This window comes from Gemmatimonadota bacterium (assembly GCA_009692115.1).
Classification (GTDB): domain Bacteria; phylum Gemmatimonadota; class Gemmatimonadetes; order Gemmatimonadales; family GWC2-71-9; genus SHZU01.
In genome coordinates, this window is record SHZU01000006.1 from 1 (window position 1) to 22,842 (window position 22,842).

Consider the following 22,842-nt stretch of genomic DNA (forward strand, 5'->3'; position numbering starts at 1 on the left):
GCCACCGCGCTCGACGACATCGACTTCGATGCCTCGGAAAGCGTGATCGGCCCCTACGAGAAGCGGAACTGGGACGGGAGCCGGATGCGGGCCATCAGCGTCACCTGTGTGCGGGGCGAACTCCTCGTCTAATCCGTCCGGGGGCGTTCCCAAGCTAGCGCGATGGCGGCGCGTCTGATTGCGGTCCATCGGAGAGGCCCGTAGGTTCGCAAAAGGAATTCATGGGAGGGCCCGATGCGCTTGAATGAACTGTGCCGCCGGATGACCACTCTCACTGCCCTCGAACCGATCCTTCAGGCCCAGCTCGCCGAACTGGCCCCCAAGAGCCTGGTCCCCGGATACGTGGCGGGCGTCTACCACGCCGGCCAGCAGATCACGCCGGTCCACGGAATCGCCAATCTCAACACCGGCGCCCCGATGACCGCCGACACCGGCTGGCTCCTCGGGTCGATCACCAAGGTCCTCACCACCACGGCGTTGCTCCGGCTGGTCGAACGAGGCCAGGTGGATCTCGATCAACCCGTGGTTCGCTACGTGCCCGATTTCCGGCTCAGCGAGCCGGGCGCGGCGGAGCGGATCCTGGTCCGTCACCTGGTGAACCACACCAATGGCATCGATGCCGACACCTTGATGCCCACCCGCGAGTTCGGGCCCAGGGCCGTGGCGTCCTATATATCCGCCCTGGCCAGCTGCGGCACTCTCTTCGAGCCGGGCACTTTCAGCCACTACTCGAACCCCGGCTTTACCCTGGCCGGGCGGATCATCGAGCTGGTGACCGGACTGCCATTCAACGAGGCGTTCGAACGGGAGATCTACGCCACCGTCGGGATGCCCGACTCGTCCACCTCGGCCACCCAGGCCATCCTTCGGCGGACGGCGATCGGCGCTTTCGCCGACCCAGCCACCGGCGGCGTCAGGCCGTCCCACCTCTTCATGTTGCCGGTGTCCGCGGCCCCCGCCGGGGCAACCTCGATCGTCACGGCGGCCGACCTGATCGCGTTCGGGAGAACCCACCTCAACCACGGCGTTTCGCCTAACGGTACCCGGGTGATCTCCCGCGAGTCCGCGGAACTGATGCGGACCGCGAGCTTCGGGCCTGGCACCCCGAACTGCGAGCCGTCAGGCCTGGGGTGGCGCCTCACCCCGATCGGCGGCACCGTGGCCCTCGGCCATGGCGGCGGATCGCCGGGCGGGACCTCGTCGCTGGTGGTCTTCCCCGAGCTCGACCTGATCGTGGTGGGCTTCGGCAGCGGGCCGGGGTCGGTCGCCATCCACGACGCGGTGATCGCCACCGTGCTCAAGGAACTGGCGGGGCGTTCGGTCGAAGCGCCGTACCAGGTGTCGGCAGGTCCAACGGACCTCACGCCCTACGAGGGCGAATACCGGCACTTCCAGTCCCGGACCACGATCAAGGCGGTCGACGGCGTCCTCGAGATGGCGTCTGCCATCGAGCCCTGCGACGAGGAACACCACCGGTTCCTGGCGGATTACATGGGTGGCGCGCTCGCGTTCCCCGCCGTCAGATGGGTGCCCCTCACGCCAACCCTGTTCGCGGTGGCCGGTGCACCAGCCGAAATGTTCCATGGGGTCTGGGGCCGGATGGGGCTGGCATCGTTCCACCAGCCCGGGCCCGACGGGCGCTTCAAGTTCATGCACAGCTTGTGGCGGGCCGCTCGCCGTACCGGAGCCTGACCCGATGCCGACAGTGGCCAAACACAAGCGCCAGCGACCCGACGGGCCGCTGGCGCTTGATAATCGATGAACCGATTGTTACTACTTTGCCGCCAAGTTCTTCACGGCGCCGGCCAGGAGCCGAACCTTGGCCGCGTCCGAAGAGTCGTTGGCGTCCGAAGCCACCTGCGACGCCAGCTGGCCCAACGCGGAGCTGCGCCCCGAGCCTGAAGCCTTTTCCGCCGACGCCAGGGACTGCCGAATCGCTGAGATCCGTCCGCCCTGCAACCCACCTGACCGCTCCAGCTGATCGAGGTAAGCTCGTGCCAGCGGGTAGCTCGCCGGCCAGACGTGCTTGGGCTGACCCTGGGCGTTGAGGTAATCCAGCTTCACGGTCTTGGCGGCGTCGATCTCATTCTGCGTCATTGCCGGGCTCGCGGTCAGCTCGAAGACGTCGAGTCCCCGGCCAATCTCGGAGCTGACCATGTACCCGTTGTACCAATAGACCGACCAGGAGCCGGCGTTACCCATCCGCGCCCCATCCACCGGGCCGCGATCGAAGAACGCGATTTCCTTGGGGTGCTTGGGATCGGTCCAGTCGAACACGGTGATCCCGCCCTGATAGAAGGCTTGAACCATCACATCACGCCCGGGAATCGGGATCATTGAGCCGTTGTGGGCGACACAGTTCTCGAGCGAGGTCTGGGCCGCGGGGATCTTGTAGTAGCTCTGGAACACCATCCGGCCGTTCTCAATCGTGAAGATGGCGTCAGCACCCCATTCCTTCGGGTCCGTGGCCCGGCACTTCGGGCCGCCGCCGCCGCCCCACTCGTCGCTGAACAGGATCTTGGTGCCGTCGTTGTTGAACGTGGCCGAGTGCCAGTACGAGAAGTTGGTGTCGGATACCGCGCCGATCCGCCGGGGGTTGGCCGGATCTTTGATGTCGATCAACAGGCCGTAACCCTCGCAGGCGCCGCCAGCCATCCCGATGCCTGGAGCCAGGGTGATGTCGTGGCAACTGGTGACACCGGGGTGCGTGTGGCCGTCGTCCTTCCCGCGACCGATCATCTTGGCGATCATCGCGGGCAAGCCGGCCCGGAGCGCCGCGCTATCGGCTGAGGTGGGCAGGCCGCTGCCCTGGCGGGCCTGAACGACGGAATCGAGCAGCATCTTGGCAAAGCCCGCGGGGAGCACTTGATCGCCCCCGCCAAAGCTCACGACGAATTCACCCCGGGCTCGCGCGGCCTGGACCGTGGCAAGGTCGTCCGGGGCGGCCCCGTGCGCCTTGACGGCCTTGAGGTCGTTGAAGATCCGCGGCGTGCTCACGATGGCGGCCTTCGAGGGATCCTTGAGCGGAACCTGGATGACCTCGATCCGGAACTCGGCCGTGTTGGGGTCGTTCTTGTCGCCGATGCACCCGGGAAGCTCCAGATCCGAACGGCTGGGCGAGGATCCCGAGATGTAGACGTAGACGTTCTCGGTGTCCTTGGGATCAACCAGAACCGAGTGGGTGTGGGAGCCCCGGCAGGTCTGCACGTTGGCCACGTTCCGCGGGTTGCCGGGGTCGGTGATGTCGAAAATCCGGATCCCCTTGATCCGCTCTTGACTCACCGGGTCCTTGACGCCCTGGTCGCCGCAGTCGATCCGGCCGGTGTTCCCCTCGGCGGACACGAAGAGCAGGTTCTTGTAGGTCGACACATCGCTCTGCGAGGCTGGGCAATATTTGCTGTATGTGAGTGAGGGACTGGCGGGACTGGAGATGTCCCACACCTGGTACCCGTTGTAGTTGCCCTGGAACACTAGGTTGCCGCTGAAGGCCAGGTCCGAGTTGGTGCTGCCGACGAATTGGGCCGATGGCTTCGTGTTGGAGACCAGGCGCATGTTCCACGCGGCCTCGCCCGCGTCGTACACACCGGCCTTGAGGCCGACCCGAGGGTCGGGATTCGGCGGCGTAATCGACAAGGCAGCCCTCGGGTTCGGCATCGAGCCGCCCGAGCTGCTGGTATTGGAGCACCCTGCCAGGGCCACCAGGCCGAGCGCGAGCGGGGCAAGCGGACGAGCGAGACGCATGGAGCGGTTCCTCATTTGGAGTGTCGTTCTAGGATGATCGAGAACAGCAGCTTTTCCATCCGGGCAATTTCAGTCGTCTGATCGATGTTGACGTCGGCGGCAAACTTGAACACCAACTGATCCTGCCCGGCGCCGTAGGTGTCGAACAATTCCTTGACCATGGCGGTGGCGCCGTTGTGGTGCTGGATCATGAACTTGAGGAAGAGTTGGTCGAACTCGGGGCCCCGAGCGGCGGTGAGTTGGCGCATCTGCTCGGGGGTGAGCATCCCGGGCATCAACATGTCGTGTTCGACGCCATTCATCACCATCTTTGTGCCGGCGGGGTTGGGCTCCGGCACCGGTTGGCGCCGCTCGCGGAGCCAGTTCTGCATCAGAGCGATTTCGTCCTGCTGGGCGTTGATGACCCGGCCAGCGAGGGTCACCACGGTGGGACGGGCCCCATTGGTGGGGGCCAACCGAGCCATCGCAATCGCCTGGGCGTGGTGGCTGATCATTCCCGACATGAACCGGATGTCGGCTTCGGTGTAGGCGTAACGGGCGCTGTCGGCCTGGGCTTTGGCGATGCTGCGTTCCAGCGACGCCGCGACCTCCGCGCTCGGGATCGGGGCCGGAGTGGTGGTGGCCGGCTGGCCGGCGCAGGCCATGGCGGCGGCGCCAAACAGCGCCAATCCAACCCCGCGATTGAGGATGATGCTTGTCACACGACTGTCTCCTTGAGCCTCCGACGACCGGCTGGCTACCTCCAATACTACTTAGATATTGGCCAAACGGATTCAACCCGTGCCTCCGTCGCCCTTGGGGGGGTAGCCGCCCAGGACAGAGGAGAGACATAACGGCAGGCGGCACAAAAGGTTACAACCCGGGCCGTCGAAGGATGGCGCACCCGGCCCACCGGCGGTATCGTAGACGGTCCTCACCTTATTCAGCTTCGTGCGAAAGACCGCAAAAATCCTCGGCGGGGTTCTCGTCGTTGTCCTCGTCCTCGGGGCGGGGGCCTCTGGGTACATCCAGGCCGCCTGGGACCGGGACTACAGTGCCGTCCCTGCCGACCGGGCCCTGACCCGCTCGGGCCCGATGTTGGTACCGAAACGAACCTGAGGCGTACTTTGGTATCGCGCTTGGGTACCTGACCGCCCCTTGGAGATCTCGGATGAACCTCCGCGTTTTGATGCTAATGCCCGGCCTGGTCGTTCTCCTGACCGGAATGGCGTCGGGGCAGGCCGCTCCGGTCCCGATCCGAGCGGACCTCCTGCTGCTCGGGGGTCGGCTGCTGGACGGGGCCGGCGGCGACTGGGTCTCCGCCGACATTGGGATCACGGGAGACAAAATCAGTTTCGTCGGACATGCCGAGAGCGCCCGCATTCGGGCCCGGGACACCGTGTTGGTGAAGGAGCTCTTAGTCACGCCCGGGCTCTGGGATGTCCACTCCCACGAGGAGGCCGGCCGCGAGCCCGGGCGGTGGGGGCGTCCCTTCGTGACGCAAGGAGTCACGACCGTTATCCTCGGCATTGACGGTTTCGGCGACAACGACATTGCGGCCACGTTCGCGCGCTATCGGAAGCAGGGCATCACCCTCAACGCCGCGCGGTTCGTGGGGCACGGCCCCGCGCGCACCATGGTGATGGGGAACGACTTCGCCCGCCCCGCCGCGCCGGCGGAGGTCGACCTCATGAAGGCCTACATTCGCAAAGGCATGGACGAAGGGGCCTTGGGCTTCTCGACGGGGCTCGCCTACAACCCAGGCTACTACTCCTCGACCGACGAAGTCATCGCGCTCAACCGGGTGGCGGCGGAGTACGGCGGGGTCTACGATACCCACGACCGCGACATGGGCGTGTCCTATAAAGGAGTTGGTTTCCTCAATTCGGTCACCGAGGCCATCCAAATCGCGGAAGAAGGCGGGACGCCGCTAGTGTTCAGCCACTTCAACTCGCTCGGACTGAAGGCGCATCCCGACATGCCGGAGGCCATCCGCCGGATCGAGGCGGCCCGAGGGCGGGGGGTCAACATCATGGGGGCGCAGATCGTCTACACCGCCTCCGAGTCGAGCGTCGACGGCCACCTGATGCCGCGGTGGGCGCCGGCCGGGGGCCCGGACTCGTTGCTGGCTCGGTTGAAGGATCCGGTTTCCTGGGCCAGGATGGAACCCGAGATCGCCGAAATCCTGGCCAACCGGGGTGGGCCGACCAAGATCCTCATCACCGAAGGCCCCAAGGAATTCACCAAGCGCTCGCTTAGCGACATCGCATCCAGGTGGGGGGTGACACCGACCGAGGCGATTCGCCGTCTCCTGATCCAGACCCACGGCACCCGGCTGATGGACATGAACCTCGACATTTACAGCATCGAGAACGTCCGCACCCTGGCCCGGAAGGACTGGATCATGACGACGACCGACGGCTACACCCCGGCCAGCGACAGCACCTATACTCACCCGCGGACCTATGGCGGCTTTACCCGGAAGTTCACCCAGCTCGTGCGGGACGAGAAGCTGATCACCATGCCCTACGCCATCCGCGGGATGACGTCGCTCCCCGCCTCGTTCTACGGAATCCCGAACCGCGGCCTCATCAAACCAGGATTCTTCGCCGACATTGCGGTGTTCGATGAGGCGAGGATCCAGGAAAAGGCCACCTACGACGAGCCCCGTCAATACTCGGAGGGCACGGTCCATGTTCTTGTGAACGGCAAGTTTGCGCTCAAGAACGGAAAAGTCACCGGGGTCCTGGCGGGCCAGCCGATCCGCCGCGGCGGCCGGTAGCGTGGCGCGGGTCGCGCTGATCCACGCGCTGCAGCAATCGATCGCGCCGGTCAACGAGGAAATGGCCCGGAGCTGGCCCGAGGCCGAGCGGATCAACCTGTTGGATGATTCACTCTCAGCGGATCTGGCCCGGTCCGGAGGACTCGATGTCGCCATGACCGAGCGCTTCCTCATCCTGGCCGACTACGCCGTCCAGGCCGGCGCGGATGGGCTTCTGTTCAGTTGCTCGGCGTTTGGTCCCTGCATCGAGGCGGTCGCGCGCCGGTTGGCCCCGCGTCCCGTGCTCAAGCCGAACGAGGCAATGATCGAGGAGGCCGTGAGGACCGGCGGCCGGGTTGGGTTGGTGGCCACGTTCGCCCCGACCCTGGCCTCGATGCGGCCGGAGTTCCCGCCGGAGCTGGACGTCCGCGTGGCACTCGCCGACGGCGGGCTCGCGGCGCTCCAAGCCGGGGACGGCCCGCGTCACGACGACCTGGTGTCGGCGGCGGCCCGGCGACTGGTGGAGCAGGAGGGGTGTACCACGATTGCGCTGGCCCAGTTCAGCATGGCCCGCGCGGCACCGATGGTGGCAGCCGCGACCGGGAGGCCGGTGCTGACTCCGGTCGCGAGCGCCGTCCGGGCCATGCGGGAGCGCTGCCGCTAGCTACATTCATGGGGACCGGACCACCGCGCCCCTCGGAGTTGCAGGAGACCCCTCATGGCAACCCTATCCCCGTAGCTTGCCGTGGAGCGGGGCTGAGGCCGTTCAGGTGGCGAAGGCGTTTGACCGGGTGGAGCGGCTGACCGGTGCCGCCGCCTCCAAGGCGAATCTCTCGGCGGCGATGAACCGGGTCGAGGTGATCCACGTGGCGACTCATGCCTCGCTCAATGCCGACAATCCGTTGTTTTCGCGGATCGACCTGGCGCCGGGCGGGGACGGGGATGGGCGGCTCGAGGTCCACGAGATCGACGGTCTTCGGACGACGGCCCGCTTGGTTTTCTTGTCGGGATGCGAAACGGCCCGCCGGGCGCCGATTCGGAGCGGAGCGGATCCCGGGGAAGATCTCGCGACCCTGGCGCTCGCGTTCCACCGGGCCGGGGCGGCGAACGTGGTGGCGACGTTGTGGCGGTGTCGGACCGGGGCGCGGGCTCATCTCCGTATCAGTATCATCAGGTGAGGGTCGTTGCCCTAGTGGGTGAGCTAGACTCTCGGTCTTTGGCGCCGTATGTTGGAACCGGTACCAACTTGCTCAGCAAGAACAATCGGGTGTCGCGTCGATGCTGGCTCGCGGGTACAGACTGCTGTAAGACCACTAAACAGCGCCTCGGTAGATCGGCGCTGGGATTCCTGGAGAATCCCGTGTTACCACGAACCCAGAGGGTGTTGGTGACGCTGGCGCTGGCCTATGGCGCGGTGCCCGCCCTCGTCCCCGCTGGCGCGCAGACGAGCGCTCTCCTCGCCAAACCGTTCTTCGAGGCAATTCGCGCCGAGAGCTCGGGCGAGCTGCCGCTTGTCCACTTCCAGACCATCCAGACCCGCTTCAGTGGATTTGCGCCGTCAAAAGGTCACGATCAGATCGCCGACTATCTAGCCGGGCGGGCCCGCGAGTACGGCTTGGCGGATGTGACGATCGAGGCCTTTCCGGCTGATGGGAGGAAGTTCTTCTGGACGTTTCTGACAGAGCCGGCCTGGGAGGCCGACGTGGGCACCCTCACGATGATCTCGCCGCGCCGGATGCTGCTCGCCGATTTTGCGGTTCACCGGGTGGTACTCGGCCGCTTTAGCTCGAGCGGGGAGGTGACGGCGGAGCTCGTCGATGTGGGCACCGGGCTTCGCCCCGCCGACTATGCCGGGAAGGATGTGCGGGGCAAGATGGTTCTGGCGTCGGGTGAGCCGGGCGCGGTGCATGCCGAGGCGGTCTGGAATCAGGGCGCGGCTGGGGTGGTGTGGTACCGCACCGTCGAGGCCATCGATTTCCCGGATCTGATCAGCAACCCGACGCTGCTGCCATGGTTTGGGCCGAAGGGTGAACCCACGGGGTTTGCCTTTGGTTTGTCCTATGCGAGAGGCACCGAGCTCCGGGAGCTGTTGAACCGAGGGGAGCACATCACCCTCAGGTCGGTCGTGAAGACCGCCATGGGTCCGGGCGAGTACAAGGTGGTGAACGCCGTCATTCCCGGCACCGAACCTAACTTGCCCGAGGTCTACATCTACGCCCACGATAACTATCGCAACACGGGCGGCGCCAACAATCTGAGCGGCCTGGGTACGACCGTCGAGATCGCCCGGGTGCTCAGCACGTTGATCGCTGAGGGCCGACTGCCTCGGCCCCGCCGGACCATCCGGTTCTTGTGGGGCCCGGAGCACTACGGCAGCATCTACAACTTGTTCGGTGATCCCGCTGAGCGGAAACGGATTCTCGTCATGCTCAACGTCGACATGGCGGGGTTCCATCAGGAGCGGGCGAAAGCCATCTTCAGGATGTACCGACTCCCGTACTCTCATCCCCATTTTCTGAGTGATGTCGCCGAGGACTTCATGCATGCCGTCGGCCGGGCGAATTCAACGGCCATTCGGAATGCCGCAATCCACTCGGCGCGGCCCGGACCGGGCTTCGAGGACCCGACCTTTGCGCCGAGCGGGAGCCGCGATCAGTTCCATTACGCCATCGAGCCGTTCTGGGGCCCGAGCGATCATGAGGACGTGGGCGATGCGAGCCTGGGGGTGCCGGCCGTCCTCTATAATGACTGGCCTGACATCTATCTTGGGACCCAGCAGGACGACATCACGAAGATGGACGCCACCCAGTTGCGGCGTTCGGTGATCACGGTCGCCGCGACCGGATACTACCTGGCGGCGGTATCGCCCGAGGCGGTGACCACACTGGCCCCGGTCGTAGTGGGCTATGCCCAGTCCCGGATGGCAGCGGAGGGCCGGCGCGCCGCGACGATGTTGACCGGTGCCGAGCCGGCTTCATTTCAAGAGCGCTATCGCGAGGCGGCCAACGTGTTGGCTCAGTCAACCGCGCGTGAGACGGCGGCGATCGAAACACTTAGCGGCCTCACTAGCACGCCATCGGGGCGCTCGGCCATTGTCAGGGCGCGGAAACAAATCGAGGCGCTGGGCGCCGCCAACACCACGGGCTTCCATGAGCTTGCGGCCGCGCTGGCCGCCGATCGTCGGCTGACGCTCGCCATGCCGGGGCCCACAACAACAGAAACTCAGCTGGCGACGATCATCCCCCAGCGGACCGACAGCCTCCGCGGCCCGGTCAACTTCTTTCGACCCGAGTACGGCATGGAGTGGCTTCGGCAACAAACCGGCGACCCCAATTGGCGCGGCAAGATCAACCTCGCCAAACGGGGTCACTACCTGCTCTTCGAAGCGCTCAATTTCGCGAACGGTACCCGGAACCTGCGGGAGATTCGGGACGCGGTCGGGGCGGAATACGGCGTGGTTGATGGCGCCGATCTGGAACAGTACTTCCGATTCTTGGCGTCGGTCGGCGTCGTGTCGCTCCGTGTCATTCCTCCAAAGGCGAGATAGCTATCATGCACCGGCAACACTGGTCCCGGCGCGATTTCCTAGCCCAGTCAACCGCCACCGCGGCCGTAGTCGGCGGCGTCGTCGCCTCCGGCCGAGCCGCACTGGAAGTACAGCAGCCTGCTTCGGCGTATGCTGAATTCCTCAAGGCTGGTATCGAGGAGCTTCCCACCCCGGCGTTGATGATCGATCTCGACATCTTCGAGCGGAACCTCAAGACGATGCAGGACGCTTGCCGGAGCCAGCACGGGAAGTACCGTCCCCACGGCAAAGCCCACAAGTCCGCTGTTCTGGGGAAGAAGCAGCTTGCCGCGGGGGCGGAAGGCCTCTGCGCCGCGAAGCTCGGCGAAGCCGAAGTCTTCGTGAAGGGTGGGATCACAGACGTCCTGATCACGACCGCGGTGGTCGGGCGACGCAAGATCCAGCGTCTCCTTGCGCTCGCCGAGGTTGCTCCGGCCATCAAGGTCGTGGCGGATAGTACCCGGAATCTCGACGAGCTGGATGCGGCCGCTACTGCCGCCAAGCGGACGCTCACGGTGTTGGTGGACGTCAATGTGGGGCAGAATCGGACCGGGGTGGACACCCCGGGCGAGGCGGTCGCGTTGGTCCAGCATCTGACGAAGCTGTCGTCACTCAGGTTCGGGGGCATTCAGGCCTACGCGGGCATGAACATGCACGTGGTCGGTTTCCAGAACCGCCGCGACGCCTCGATGATGGCGCTCGACCGGGCGTTGGCCGCCAGGTCGGCGCTCGAAAAGGCCGGCTTTGCGATTCCAATCCTGAGCGTGGGCGGCACCGGCACTTACAACATCGACCTCAAAGTGCCGGGGGTCACTGAGATTCAGCCGGGTTCGTACATCTTCATGGACGCCCACTACCGCGCCATTGGTGGCGAGCACAGCGAAGCCTTCTTGGATTTCGGGACCTCGTTGTCGGTGCTCACCACGGTGATCAGCCGGGCCAAGGGTCGGGCCATCACGGACGGCGGCAACAAGGCCCTGTCGACCGATGAATCGATGCCTTCGCCGAAGGGCCTCACCGGGATTGAATACCGGCAGGGCGGCGACGAGCATGGGATCATCGTGCTCAAGAATCCCAGTCGGGATCTCCAGGTAGGCGACAAGGTCGAGTTCGTGCCGGGCCACTGCGACACGACGGTCAATCTGCATAACGTATTCTTCGGGGTCCGCAATGGAATGGTGGAGTCGGTGTGGCCGGTTGAAGCTCGCGGGCGGGTCGATTGAAACGGAACCCGGTCGCCACAGTCGGGTTGACGGTCGCTGTTGCCGCCGCGCTCGTCGCGCCTGGAGCCGCGCAAACCGGCAAGACTCACCAGTTGAAGCCGACCGTCTCCACCGTGGAGTGGGGCTATTACGACGCCACGGCGAAGCCGGCACTGACCGTCGCATCGGGTGACGTGGTGGAGGTGGAGACCGTACTCCACTCGGCCGAGGTCCTGGGGCGGTACGGAATGGAAGCGAAGTGGGTCACCGACGAGATGCGAGCGTTCAACCAAATCAAGGACCGCGGAATCGGTGGCCATCTTCTGGTCGGCCCCGTCTACGTCCGAGGGGCGGAACCGGGCGATGTGCTCGAGGTAAGAATCCTCGAAGTCCGCGGGCGGGAGCCGTTCGGAATCAACCTGTTCAGACCGAACGGCGGCACGCTCCCGGCAGACTTCCCCTACGGATACTTCAAGACCGTGCCGGTGGACCTCAAAGCGAACGTCGCGCATTTCGCACCGAACATCGAATTTCCGCTGGCGCCATTCTTCGGCAGTCTCGGCGTGGCGCCTCCGGCGATGATGGGACGGATTTCGAGCGGGCCGCCGGGCGTTCATACCGGGAATCTCGACAACAAAGATCTGGTGTCGGGGACGACCCTCTATCTGCCGGTTCACGTCACCGGCGCGCTCTTGTCCATTGGCGACGGTCATTTGGCGCAAGGACACGGGGAGGTGGATGGGACGGCGCTCGAAGGTGCCCTGTGGGGACGCCTCCATCTGATCGTGCGGAAAGACCTCAAGCTGACGTGGCCCCGGGCCGAAACTCCGACCCACTACATCACCATGGGCCTCAACGAGGACCTCGACGAAGCGGCCCGGATGGCTACCCGCGAGATGGTTAAGCACTTGAGCGATACTTACCAGCTCACACCAGCCGACGCTTACGCTTTGGCGAGCATGGTGGTGGACTTGCATGTGACCCAGCTGGTCGACGGCGTCAAGGGTGTCCACGCGACCGTGCCAAAGAGCATCTTCAAGAGGCGGCCCTGAAGGTCTCGCTCGTAACGCCTTCCGGTCGAACCCCGCCGTCGCCTTCGCCCCTCGGAGTTGCAGGAGACCCCTCATGGCAGATCACCGAGCCCGCCTGGCGACGATCCTTCTCGCGATCGGGGTGACCCCGCCCCCGTCGCCGGAGATTGCGTTCGTGGCTAACGGCGAATCAGGCACGGTCACCCTGGTAGACCTCGCGGCCCGCACCGTGGTCGGGACCATCGACGTCAATCCCGCCCGCACCGTCCGTCGGGGCCCCGGCCGCCCGAACTATGCCCAGGACACCGACGTCTCCCCCGACGGCCGCACCCTCTACGTCTCCCGCGGCTATCTCGGCGACGTCGCGGCCTTCGACATCGCGAGCGGCCGGCCGCTCTGGACCCGATCCCTCGAAACGCTCCGCGCCGACCACCTAACGATCACTCCCGACGGGAAGAGTCTCTTCGTCTCGGCGATGCTCGACAACCGGATTTACCGGATCACCGCCGCCACCGGTGAGATCACCGGTCACCTGATCGCCGGGGTCAACCCCCACGACAACAAGATCTCGAAGGACGGAACGCTCCTCTACAACACCAGCATTGGTCCCCTGGCTTCCCTCGCCCGCCCGGCGGACGCGCCGGCGCTGACGGAAAAGCCGGGCTTTCCCAACCAGCTGACCATCGCCGATGTGAAGACCCTGGAGATTCGCGACCGGATCGATGTCGAGAAGCCGATTCGGCCGTGGCACTTCGCCCCGGGCGAACGGGGCCTCTACGCCCAGCTGGCGAACGAACATGCGGTGGTCGCCTTCGACCTCACTACCAACCGAGTGGTCAAGCGTCTCGAGCTGACTGTGAAGGAGGGAATAACGACAGCGGACTCCGACTTCGAGGCGCCCCATCACGGCTTGGCCCTTACCCACGACGGCGCCACCCTCTGCCTGGCCGGCCGCGCGTCCGACTATGCGGCCCTCGTCCACGCGCCGGAACTCACCCCGATCGCCACCATCCCGGTGGGCGATGGGCCTGGTTGGGCGGAAGTCTCGGAAGACGGGCGGCTCTGCCTCATCGCCAACACCCGGAGCGACGATCTCTCGATCATCTCGATTCCGGATCGCCGGGAGGTCGTCCGGCTGCCGATGGGAGACGGGCCCAAGCACATCACCGTCGCCAGGCTACCGGCCGCGGTGATCGCGGCGGTCAAAGCGCGCTCGCGGTGATCGAAGGCCCGCTACGCGATCGGTTCCGGCTCCATCACCTTCTCCGACACCGTCCCACCGCTCGCGCTGACGTAGTAGACCTTGGCACCGTCCCGCGCCGACACCACCCGCTTGACGTCGTTGTCCTCGAAGTAGATCCCGGCGTCGTTGTCGCAAGCGTACCCGGGCTTCATCTCGCCCGAGCCGATCAGCTTGTGATACAGCGGCCGCCGCCCCGCCTCGGCGTCATAGTGCGGCGAGTGGCTGCTCTTGAGGAAACCCAGGCATTTCACGATCGAAAGCGCCTTGGGCCGCGAATCGGTGGTGCCTTCCTCGAACCAACACAGCGAACCGGCGCTCGCGCCGCCCAGGACGATGCCCTGGTCCCACGCCCGTCGGAGCACGACGTCGATGCCCTGCGCCCTCCAGATGGCCTGCTGGTTCAAGGTATTGCCGCCCGACACCACGATGGCGTCCATCGACAGGAAAACCTCGTCCCACCCCTCCTTCTGGCTCAGGCTCTCGATGAACGAATCCTGGACGTGCGGTTCGACGTCGAGCGGGGCGCAGTCCTTGAAGAAGGCGAGCTTGCCGGCGGCGCTGTCGGCGGAGGCGGTCGGTAGGTAGCAGATCCGGGGACGCTTCTTGCCGGTGAGCGTGGCCATGTACCGGATGAAGGCGGTGTGAAACCCGCCGCCCGCGATCAGGATCTTCCGGCTGGAGCAGGACGCGGCCAAGGAGTCCAAGGGGAGACGGGCGGTGCCGATGCTGAACGAGCCGAGGGCCGAGGCGGCGACGAAATCCCTGCGATTCATCTGGTTGGCTTTCGGTTGAGCTTGGGGATGACGAAATCCACCGGCGTGCGGTAAACTAAGCCTTCATGAATGACCTCCGCCAGAACCTTTCGGATGTTCTCGGCTCGGCCCACCGGATCGCGGCCATCCTGGCCCTCGGCCTTGTCGTGCCTCGGCCCGCCGCCGCTCAAGAACGGCCCACGGAGAACGAGGCCCGCCTCATCGAGGTCCTCAAGGCCGACATTCCCCAGATCCTTCGATTGACCGGGGCCCCGGGTCTCAATCTGGCCATTGCCCGCCGAGGCCAGGTGATCTGGGAGGAAGGGTTCGGGTTCGCCGATCTCGAGCGGCGGATCCCGATGACGGCGGCGACCGTGACCCACTCCGGCTCGATGGGCAAGACCTACACCGCGACCGCCGTGATGCAGCTGGTGGAGCAGGGCATCCTCGAGCTCGACGGGCCGGTCAATCGTTACCTGTCCGGCTGGCAGATCGCCAACCCGCTCGGCGGCCGCGACGTCACCATTCGGGATCTGTTGACCCACCGGAGCGGCCTGGCCGGGAACGGAGCCTGGAGCGTGCTCCGCGATCCGAAGCCGCTCGCCGAGCACGTCCCCGAAGCCTACGGCAAGAAGCAGAACGATTTCTACGGCGGCCTGCTACCGACCTGGGCGACCCGCGCCGGCGAGAAGTATGACTACTCGAATCTCGGCATCGCGACGTTAGGGTATCTGGTCCAGGTCACCAACCCCGAGAAGCTCTCGTTTTCCGACTACGTCCAGCGTCACATCATCGATCCCCTGGGAATGACCTCGACTCAATTCCCTCCGGTGCAGGATTCGGCCCACATCCGGCCCGATATCTGGGCCAAGATGTCCCGGGGCTATGCCGGCCTCGGCTCGATCCGGATTCCGACGCCCGCGATCTATTTCGAGGATCATCCCGCCGGCACCGTGGTCACCAAACCGAGCGACCACATCCGGATCTTGCTCGCCATGCAACACGACGGGCGGTACAACGGCTACCAACTCCTCAAGCCTGAGACCGTCAAACTGATGTTGACGCCGTACCCGGGGACGGAGTCGCCCACCGTGGGCCTGGTGTGGGCCCTGGCGGACTGGGACAAGCCCTATCGCCGGATCTTCGCCCACTCCGGCGCGCACATGTGGGGGTGGACCAACACCTACCTCGCTTTTCCCGGGCTCGATCTCGCCATCGCGGTCTTCATGAATCAGTGGGCGCTTCCGAACGACGCTCAGGGCGCCCGCTACCAGGAGGCGGGGTTGGTCACCAACTTCGTCCGATCCTGGGTGGAGCGGGACCTGACCGGTACCCTCCGGCCGGTGGCGGCTCATTCATGGGCTTGGAAAGTGTCCTATGTCCAGGGCCTGATGATGGTGGAAAGCGTCAATGGCGTCTTGGGCATCAAGGAGCCACTCTCGGCCGCAACGATCGACATGATGGTCCGCGGCGCCGCGCCCCGGATCGAGCGGAACGGGGCTTCGGTCTGGGACCCCGAAGGGTTTCGGGCCGGCATCGCCGACATGGCCGGCGCCGAGTTGACGCCGACGGGGATCGCCGCGTTCTTCCAGTCCGACCGGCTCCGGGTGCTCCTGGAAGAACTTCCCCTACTCTACCTCGAGCTCGGCGGTCGAGGCAATCTCCCTGATCCGAAGCCGAGGTGACGTCATGAAACGCCGAACGGTTAGGGTTCGATCTGGCGTCGGCCTGCGAATGGGGGCCACCGCTCATCCCGGCCTGATCGATGCTAGATCACCGGAATGACTCGCCACCATCGCTCGCTCGGTAGCGCCCTCCTGTTCGCTCTTGCCACCTGTGGCGGGGGGAACGGGGGCACCGGACCCACCGACAACCCGTGGGGCGTGACGGCCACGGGACCGGGTGTGCTCTCGGTGTCCCCGATCGATACGGCGTCGGTGATCTATACCACTCCGCTCGGCAAACTCGGCCCACCGTGGCACACCCTGCCGACCGATCATGTCTATATCTCGTTCGTCGACCCCTACGGCGGCAATCAGCAGCACAATGACTGCCGCAAGCGCCCGATCTACGCCGCCGGGAGTGGCGTCATCACTTTGGTCTTGGCGACCGAGGCGCGCGGCGACACCAAGGTCGACATCCAGATGACGAAGACCTTCCACTACTACTACGATCACGTGCTGCTCTTGCCGGGCATGGTCCCCGGAACCCGGGTCACCGCCGGGCAGCCGATCGGGACTACCACCGGTTTCTGCCCGTCGTTCGACCTCGGCGCCTACGACCGTGATGTCACGCTTCCCGGCTTGGTGAACCCAGCCCGCTACGGCCTCGGAACCCGGTACGCGGTCTCGCCGTACAAGTACCTCGCCGAGCCGCTTCGGAGTCTCTACTACTCGCGGTCACGGCTGTTGGAGGGGGCGCCGGTCGACAAGGACGGCCGGATCGACTTCGGCGTGGCCGGTCGGCTGGTGGGCGACTGGTTCCACTCCTCGCTCCCGGTGGATCATCTAAGCACCGGAAGTATGGCAGGGTGGGTCAAATCGCTGGCGTTCGTGCCCGACTGGTTCAGCGGCCGGCCCCAAGTGTCGGTGGGCGGCACCATCGCGTCCCCGTTCTTCGGGAACATCGGAGCGAATGACCCCCACCCGGCCACCGTGAGCCCCGCGAGCGGCGTGGTCGGTTACCAGATTTCCCGGCCCGGTGCAACCGAGACCTTTGGCTGGTTGCTGGTCCAAATGACCGCCGCCGACCGGATCAAGGTGGAGTTCTTCCTCGGAGCGACCGCCCGGCCGGGAGCCTTCACCAGCGCCGCGGCTGAGTATCTTCGGTAGGGGCCACGACGTTCCAGCCCGGTCCGGAGAGCACGGATGTTCTCGACGCGTTCTTCCAGTCCGACCGGCTCCGGGTGCTCCCGGAAGAACTTCCCCTGCTCTACCTCGAGCTCGGCGGTCGAGGCAATCTCCCTGATCCGAAGCCGAGGTGACGTCATGAAACGCCGTGATCTGCTCCAAGGCGCGTTGGCGGCGGGAACCCTCCCGATGCTGCCGTTCGGTTCGGCTCCGGCACGGGCCGCATCCCAAGATCAACCAATCGTGGTCGAAGGGCTCTTCGCGGGCACCATCCGGCTTTCGCATCTCCGCGGAATGCAACAGGGCGGTGTCCATTGTGGCGTGGCCGGCGGGCCGTCGGACATGGCGTCGTTTGCCGCACTGCTCGGGTTCTTCGACCGGTACAAGGACGAGGTCGTCCTGGCCAAGTCGGTGGCGGATATTCGCGAGGCCCGGCGGGCCGGCAAGATCTCCAACGTGTTCTGCTGGCAGGCCGCCGACGCTTTGGGGCAACAGTTCAATTCGCCGCTCGGCACTTCGGCGACCGCCCTTCGGGCGTTCCACGAAGTGGGTCTCCGGATCGTGGGCCTCTGCTACAACACCGTGAACGCATTCGGCGGCGGCTGTCTCGAACCCACGGTTGGGCTGACCCGGGCCGGCCATCGTCTCGTCGAAGAGATCCATCGCCTCAAGATCGTGCTCGATGTCGGGGGCCACACCGGCGAGCAAACCTCGCTCGACGCGATCGCGGTCTCCCGGGGTGTTCCGGTGATTTGCAGCCACACCAACGTCGCGTCGATCGCCAACAACAACCGCTGCATCAGCGACCGGGTCATCGACGCGATCGCGGCCACCGGCGGGGTGATCGGGATCACGGCGGTCAACGATTTCCACGTCCGCGGTCGAGGCAACACCGGCCGGGTGCCGCACGTCGGGATCGATGCCCACATCGATCAGTACGAGTACATCCGGAAGCGCGTCGGGATCGATCACGTCGGGATGGGCACCGACTTCGTCGATGGGATGCCGATTCCCTACGACGGCGGGGTCAACCGGGACATCATCCCGCTGGACATGATCGACGAGCCGTGGAAGTTCATCGACGGATTTGGCAGCATCGGGGAACTGCCGAATCTGATTGCCGGCTTCAAGCGGCGTGGCTGGTCCGACGCCGACCTCGCGAAAGCGATGGGCGGCAACTGGCTTCGGGTCTACCGCCAAGTATGGGGTGGCTGAGCGTCGTCAGTGAGTTCCCGCTGAGGCCCGTTCCGGGACCGCCCGGTCGTGCCGGAATCGGTCAAGGGCAAACGGCGCGATCAACGGTGGCACCCGGCCCGTCGCGAGGAGTTCGGCCATCGGGGTGGCCTGTCCGTCACCGAGGTGGACCCCGAAGGTGAAGCAGGCGCTCGTGGCCGGCTGCCTTGCGGTGGCGGAACGGGTGTCGCGGCTGCTCGGTCACCGGTAACCCACCGTCGCTGACTTGGTACCGCGGATCGGCAGGGGCGTTACCCTTGAGGGTGGGAGCGTTCTTCAAGGGAGGTGCCCGTGACGATTCGTGGCCTCGGTGTGGTCCTGGTGGCGGTGCTGGTGGCACCGGCAACGGCTCAGAAGCGCAACGCCGATCGGCCGGCCGGCGCCAGATACGAGGGCCGGGCGTTCGACTTCAAGAAGATCGCCGAAGGTGTCTTTCTGGCGGCCGGTACCGGCAACTTGAGCGCCGAGTCGAACGCCGTCATTGTCGTCAATGACCACGATGTCTTGGTAGTCGACGGGGAAACCAGTCCGGCGGCCGGCTGGGCTTTGATGAAGGAGCTCCGGTCGATCACGGCCAAGCCGGTTCGCTACTTGGTGATTTCCCACTTCCATTACGATCACGCTCACGGAACCCAGTTCTTTCCGCCAGGCATTGAGATCATCGGCACCGAATTCACTCGCCGGATGCTGGCCGAAGGCAAGTCGCTGAGTCATCCCACGGCCGCCGGCAACCGGACGTTTTCGGCGGCCCAGATCAGCAACCTCACCAAAGCTCTCGACACGGCCTCAACACCGGCCGGCCGGAAGGACATCGAGAAGCGACGGATGGTCTGGCAGGAGTACGTCGCGTCGATTGCCACGATTACGCCGGTGCCGCCGAACGTGACGGTGACGGACCGGATGACGTTGACCCGGGGCGGCCGCGAGATCGTGATCTTCCATCCCGGACCCGCCCACACCGCCGGCGATCTCGTCGTCTGGCTTCCCAAGGAGAGGATCCTGGCCACCGGCGACATGCTGCAACCCAACCTCCCGTATCTGGGCGATGGGTTCATTCAACAGTGGACCACGGCCTTGGATTCGCTCAAGGCGCTGGCTCCAGCGGTGATACTCCCGGGTCATGGTGACCCGATCACCGATCTGGCCGTGTTGGATCACTTGCGGGATTATTTGCGGGACTTGTGGACCCAGTCCGTGGCGCTCAAGCAGGAGGGGCTGGCCTTTGCCGAGGCGGCCAAGCGTCTCGATTTGACGAAGTACGACGCCTACTATCCTCGGTTCCCAGGTTGGACGGATGAAATGGTGGCCCGCCGGCGGGCCGGTTCGGTCAAACGGGTCTACGATTTAGTGGACGGCCTCAAATAGGCGGGCCGCTGCCCCACACGGTTCCGAACAACCGGAGGAAATTCCCCCCGATGATCTTCTCGATCCGGGCATCGGAGTAGCCCCGAGCCGCGAGCCGCTCGGCAATCGACTCCATCCGCCTTGGCGTGTTCAGGTCGGCCACGAACATGAAGTCCTCCTCCCGGGGCGCCGCGATGCCTAACCGCTTGCGCCCCTCCACGAACTGCTGGTGCTTCCGGGTGTACTCCGGGGTGACCTGATGCGGCGTAATCGAGAGGTCACTCCCGATCCCGACATGATCCTCGCCGCAGACATTGACGGCGTGCTCGATTTGCCGGATCAGGTCGTCAGCCGTCGGCTGGCCGGCGGCGTTGATGAACGGCATCAGGTAGATCCCGATGACACCGCCCTTGTCGGCCAGGCGCTTGAGGGTCGCGTCGGACTTGCTCCGAGGGTGATCGAACACCGCTTTGCAGCCACTGTGGGTGATCGCAACCGGGGCGGATGACGCCGCAATGCCGTCATCGGTGGTCCGGGTGCCGCAATGACTCAGATCGACGACCATGCCGAGCTGGTTCATCCGGGCCACCACCGCCCGGCCGTGGACGCTCAGGCCGGCGTCGGCCGGTTCGAGGCAGCCGTCGCCGAGGAAGTTCCGGACGTTGTAGGTGAGCTGGACGATCTTGACGCCGTAGCGATGGAAGAGGTCGAGGCGTGCGGGATCCCCTTCGAGCATGACGGCGTCCTGGAATCCGTAGATCAGCCCGACTCGGCCGGTCCGCTTGGCGTCGGTCAGCTCGGCGATCGTTCGGACCCGGCAGAACACGTCGGGATGGGCCGCCAACTCGCGCTCCCAATAGCCGATACTGGCGAAAGTGTCGTCAAAACTGGCGTGACCCCGTCCGCCACCGCTCAGCGTCAGGTTGACGGCGGTCAGCCCTGACGCGCGGGCGTTGGCCACCATCTCGTCGGTCAACGGTCCCGTCCCACTATCAGGACTATTGAACGGACCGGGACTGGCCAGGCAGTCGATGACGGTGGCCTTGGCATAGCCGGGCCAGGACCGGCGGGCCAGCGGGCGGAAGTGCCGGGCCAGCGGCAACGCCGCGGCCGACGAGACCACGAAGTCGCGTCGCTTCATGACTGGCGCTCCTTGATCATGGCCTTGGCGATGATCAGTTGCTGAATCTGCGTGGTGCCTTCATAGAGGCGAAACACCCGGACATCTCGGTAGAGCCGTTCCGCGGCGCACTCGGAGATGTAGCCGGCTCCGCCATGGATTTGGAGCACCCGGTCGGCCACCCGGCAGCACATTTCCGAGGCGAACATCTTGCTGCAGGACGCCTCGACCGACACCCGCTCGCCTCGGTCGAGCCGGCGGGCCGTGTCGAGGACCATGCAGCGGGCCGCGTAGGCCTCCGCCTTGCTGTCGGCCAGCATGGCCTGGATCAACTGATACTCCGCGATCGGCTTGCCGAATTGGGGCCGTTCCAAAGCATAGGTCAAACCCTCGTCGATCAGTCGTTCGGAAATCCCGACGCACATGGCCGCGATGTGCACCCGTCCCCGGTCGAGCGCCCGCATCGCCACTTTGAACCCCTGGCCCTCCTGGCCGATCAGCGCCGAGGCTGGAATCCGGCAGTCCTCGAAGATCACGTCGGCCAGGTGGGCGCCTTTCTGGCCCATTTTCCGGTCGGGCTTGGCCACCGAGAGGCCCGGCGTATCCCGTTCGACAATAAAAGCGGACACCCCGGCGGCCCCGGCTTTCGTGGGATCGGTGCGGGCCATGACGATGAAGATCCCGGCCTCTGGGGCGTTGGTGATGTACCGCTTGGTGCCGTTCACGACGTAGTGGTCCCCGTCGCGCCGGGCGGTGGTGGTGAGGGCCCCGGCGTCGGAGCCGGAATCCGGCTCGGTCAGGCAGAACGCCGCGATCAGCTCGCCGCTGGCGAGGCGCCGGACATACCGGTTCCGCTGTTCATCGTTGCCGTCATGGAGGATGCTCGACGAGCCGAGCCCGTTGTTGATCCCGGTGACCGACCGGAAGGCCGGCGCCGCCCGGCAGAGCTCGAAAAAGACCTGGACCGACTCCTCGGCATTGAGCCCAAGCCCGCCGTACTCGGCCGGGATCGTGATCCCGTAGAGTCCCATCGCCTTCATGTCCTGCAGGATGTCGGCCGGCATCCGGTCTTCCCGGTCGACTTTCTCCTCGGCGGGAATCAGCCGCTCGGTGACGAACCGGCGGATCGTCTGGAGCAGCTCGGTCAGGGTGTCGGCGTCGAGCGCGGCGGCGGTCATGAGTTGGTGATCTTGAGCATGGCTCGGGCTTCGTCGGGGGTGGCGATCTCGCGCTGGAGTTCCTTGGCCAGCCGCACGGTGCGCTGGACCAACTGCTCGTTGGTGGCCAGCACTTTATACGAGTAGAAGATGTTGTCCTCGAGGCCAACGCGCGAGTTGCCGCCCAGGACAATGCCGAGGGCGGAGGCGGGCAAGCCGGGCCTTGGCCACGCCGATGACGCTCCAGAGGGCCCCTGGCGGCAGGGTACCGATCATGTGAATCAGGTGTTGGGGGGCGTAGGGCAGCGCGTTCTGGACGCCCATCACGAAGTCGAAGTACGGCGGATCCTTGATCAGCCCTTTCTTCATCAGGGTCATGCCGGCGTGGATATGGCTCACGTCGAAACACTCGATTTCTGGTTTGACGCCGTATTCGATCATCTTCCCGGCGTAGTACTGGACATCGACGGGGTCGTTGATGTATGGTCCCCGGGCCAGATTGACCGAGCCGACGTTCAGGCTCATCATGTCGGGGCGGAGGTCAACGGCCCGGATCCGGTCGTCGCGGTGGGTTGGGAACCGGAAGCCGGTCGAGATTTGGATGATCAGCTTGGTATGCTTCCGGAGCCCTTCCAGGACCGTGGCAAAGAACTGGTAGTCGAGACACGGCTTCTGGTCTTTGTCGCGGGCGTGGTAGTGCAGGATGCTGGCGCCGGCCTCCCAGCACTTGATCCCGTCTTCGATCAGTTCACTCGGCGTCACCGGCAAGTGCGGCGTGTCCGACTTGAACGAGAACGAGCCAATCGGGGCCACGGTAATAATCAGTTTGTTCATGGGTTCCTCTTTCGAACTTGAACGTACCAGC

Annotated in this window: 19 protein-coding genes; 12 read left to right on the top strand and 7 right to left on the bottom strand. The window is 65.4% G+C overall.

Features of this window, described 5'->3' with window-relative positions:
• The first annotated feature begins 234 nt into the window (after positions 1 to 234).
• Positions 235 to 1,692: a class A beta-lactamase-related serine hydrolase gene (locus EXR94_08295; protein ID MSR02723.1), complete on the top strand. Its 1,458-nt coding sequence runs from the start codon at positions 235 to 237 to the stop codon at positions 1,690 to 1,692.
• Between the two features lie 81 nt (positions 1,693 to 1,773).
• On the opposite strand, the gene EXR94_08300 is transcribed toward EXR94_08295, so the two are convergent.
• Positions 1,774 to 3,741, bottom strand: a complete 1,968-nt coding sequence (locus tag EXR94_08300; GenBank protein MSR02724.1) for a hypothetical protein — start codon at positions 3,739 to 3,741, stop codon at positions 1,774 to 1,776.
• Between the two features lie 11 nt (positions 3,742 to 3,752).
• On the bottom strand, positions 3,753 to 4,442 hold the full coding sequence (locus EXR94_08305) for a DUF305 domain-containing protein (GenBank protein ID MSR02725.1): 690 nt from the start codon (positions 4,440 to 4,442) through the stop codon (positions 3,753 to 3,755).
• Between the two features lie 449 nt (positions 4,443 to 4,891).
• Between EXR94_08305 and EXR94_08310 the strand changes: the two genes are divergently transcribed.
• The 7 genes from EXR94_08310 (at position 4,892) to EXR94_08340 (ending at position 13,501) form a co-directional block, all read left to right on the top strand.
• Entirely contained in the window at positions 4,892 to 6,502 is a 1,611-nt protein-coding gene (locus tag EXR94_08310) for a hypothetical protein (GenBank protein MSR02726.1), read from the top strand.
• Position 6,503: 1 nt separating this feature from the next.
• Positions 6,504 to 7,145 (top strand): arylsulfatase, encoded by a 642-nt coding sequence (locus tag EXR94_08315; protein ID MSR02727.1) that lies wholly within the window; start codon positions 6,504 to 6,506, stop codon positions 7,143 to 7,145.
• Positions 7,146 to 7,149: 4 nt separating this feature from the next.
• Positions 7,150 to 7,659 (top strand): CHAT domain-containing protein, encoded by a 510-nt coding sequence (locus tag EXR94_08320; GenBank protein MSR02728.1) that lies wholly within the window; start codon positions 7,150 to 7,152, stop codon positions 7,657 to 7,659.
• 182 nt (positions 7,660 to 7,841) lie between these two features.
• The gene (locus tag EXR94_08325) at positions 7,842 to 10,028 is read left to right on the top strand and encodes a hypothetical protein (GenBank protein MSR02729.1); all 2,187 of its coding nucleotides are present in this window, start codon (positions 7,842 to 7,844) and stop codon (positions 10,026 to 10,028) included.
• Positions 10,029 to 10,033: 5 nt separating this feature from the next.
• Positions 10,034 to 11,269: a DSD1 family PLP-dependent enzyme gene (locus EXR94_08330; GenBank protein ID MSR02730.1), complete on the top strand. Its 1,236-nt coding sequence runs from the start codon at positions 10,034 to 10,036 to the stop codon at positions 11,267 to 11,269.
• A complete protein-coding gene (locus EXR94_08335; protein ID MSR02731.1) occupies positions 11,266 to 12,300 on the top strand; it encodes an acetamidase in 1,035 nt (344 codons plus the stop codon). The genes EXR94_08330 and EXR94_08335 overlap by 4 nt, the downstream gene beginning before the upstream one ends.
• A 73-nt stretch (positions 12,301 to 12,373) precedes the next feature.
• Positions 12,374 to 13,501 carry a hypothetical protein gene (locus EXR94_08340; GenBank protein ID MSR02732.1) on the top strand — a complete coding sequence of 376 codons (1,128 nt, stop codon included), beginning with the start codon at positions 12,374 to 12,376 and terminating at the stop codon, positions 13,499 to 13,501.
• An 11-nt stretch (positions 13,502 to 13,512) separates the two neighbouring features.
• Here the strand turns inward: EXR94_08340 and EXR94_08345 are convergent, their stop codons facing one another.
• Positions 13,513 to 14,295, bottom strand: coding sequence for a peptidase E (locus tag EXR94_08345; protein MSR02733.1), 783 nt, complete (start codon positions 14,293 to 14,295; stop codon positions 13,513 to 13,515).
• A gap of 65 nt (positions 14,296 to 14,360) precedes the next feature.
• On the opposite strand from EXR94_08345, the gene EXR94_08350 reads away from it, so the two are divergent.
• The 4 genes from EXR94_08350 (at position 14,361) to EXR94_08365 (ending at position 19,721) form a co-directional block, all read left to right on the top strand.
• Entirely contained in the window at positions 14,361 to 15,959 is a 1,599-nt protein-coding gene (locus tag EXR94_08350) for a class A beta-lactamase-related serine hydrolase (protein MSR02734.1), read from the top strand.
• A 96-nt stretch (positions 15,960 to 16,055) separates the two neighbouring features.
• Positions 16,056 to 17,105, top strand: coding sequence for a hypothetical protein (locus tag EXR94_08355; GenBank protein ID MSR02735.1), 1,050 nt, complete (start codon positions 16,056 to 16,058; stop codon positions 17,103 to 17,105).
• Positions 17,106 to 17,141: 36 nt separating this feature from the next.
• The gene (locus EXR94_08360; GenBank protein ID MSR02736.1) at positions 17,142 to 18,338 is read left to right on the top strand and encodes a hypothetical protein; all 1,197 of its coding nucleotides are present in this window, start codon (positions 17,142 to 17,144) and stop codon (positions 18,336 to 18,338) included.
• 303 nt (positions 18,339 to 18,641) lie between these two features.
• Complete coding sequence (locus tag EXR94_08365; GenBank protein MSR02737.1) at positions 18,642 to 19,721, top strand: MBL fold metallo-hydrolase; 1,080 nt, start codon at positions 18,642 to 18,644, stop codon at positions 19,719 to 19,721.
• On the opposite strand, the gene EXR94_08370 is transcribed toward EXR94_08365, so the two are convergent.
• From EXR94_08370 to EXR94_08385, 4 genes are read right to left on the bottom strand one after another with little or no spacing between them, the layout of a single operon-like run.
• Positions 19,714 to 20,841, bottom strand: coding sequence for a hypothetical protein (locus tag EXR94_08370; GenBank protein ID MSR02738.1), 1,128 nt, complete (start codon positions 20,839 to 20,841; stop codon positions 19,714 to 19,716). The genes EXR94_08365 and EXR94_08370 overlap by 8 nt on opposite strands.
• A complete protein-coding gene (locus EXR94_08375) occupies positions 20,838 to 21,998 on the bottom strand; it encodes an acyl-CoA dehydrogenase (GenBank protein ID MSR02739.1) in 1,161 nt (386 codons plus the stop codon). Before EXR94_08375 ends, EXR94_08370 begins: the two co-directional genes overlap by 4 nt.
• Positions 21,995 to 22,192, bottom strand: coding sequence for a hypothetical protein (locus EXR94_08380; GenBank protein ID MSR02740.1), 198 nt, complete (start codon positions 22,190 to 22,192; stop codon positions 21,995 to 21,997). The genes EXR94_08375 and EXR94_08380 overlap by 4 nt, the downstream gene beginning before the upstream one ends.
• Positions 22,113 to 22,811, bottom strand: a complete 699-nt coding sequence (locus EXR94_08385) for a 3-keto-5-aminohexanoate cleavage protein (protein ID MSR02741.1) — start codon at positions 22,809 to 22,811, stop codon at positions 22,113 to 22,115. The genes EXR94_08380 and EXR94_08385 overlap by 80 nt, the downstream gene beginning before the upstream one ends.
• Positions 22,812 to 22,842 lie beyond the last annotated feature (31 nt).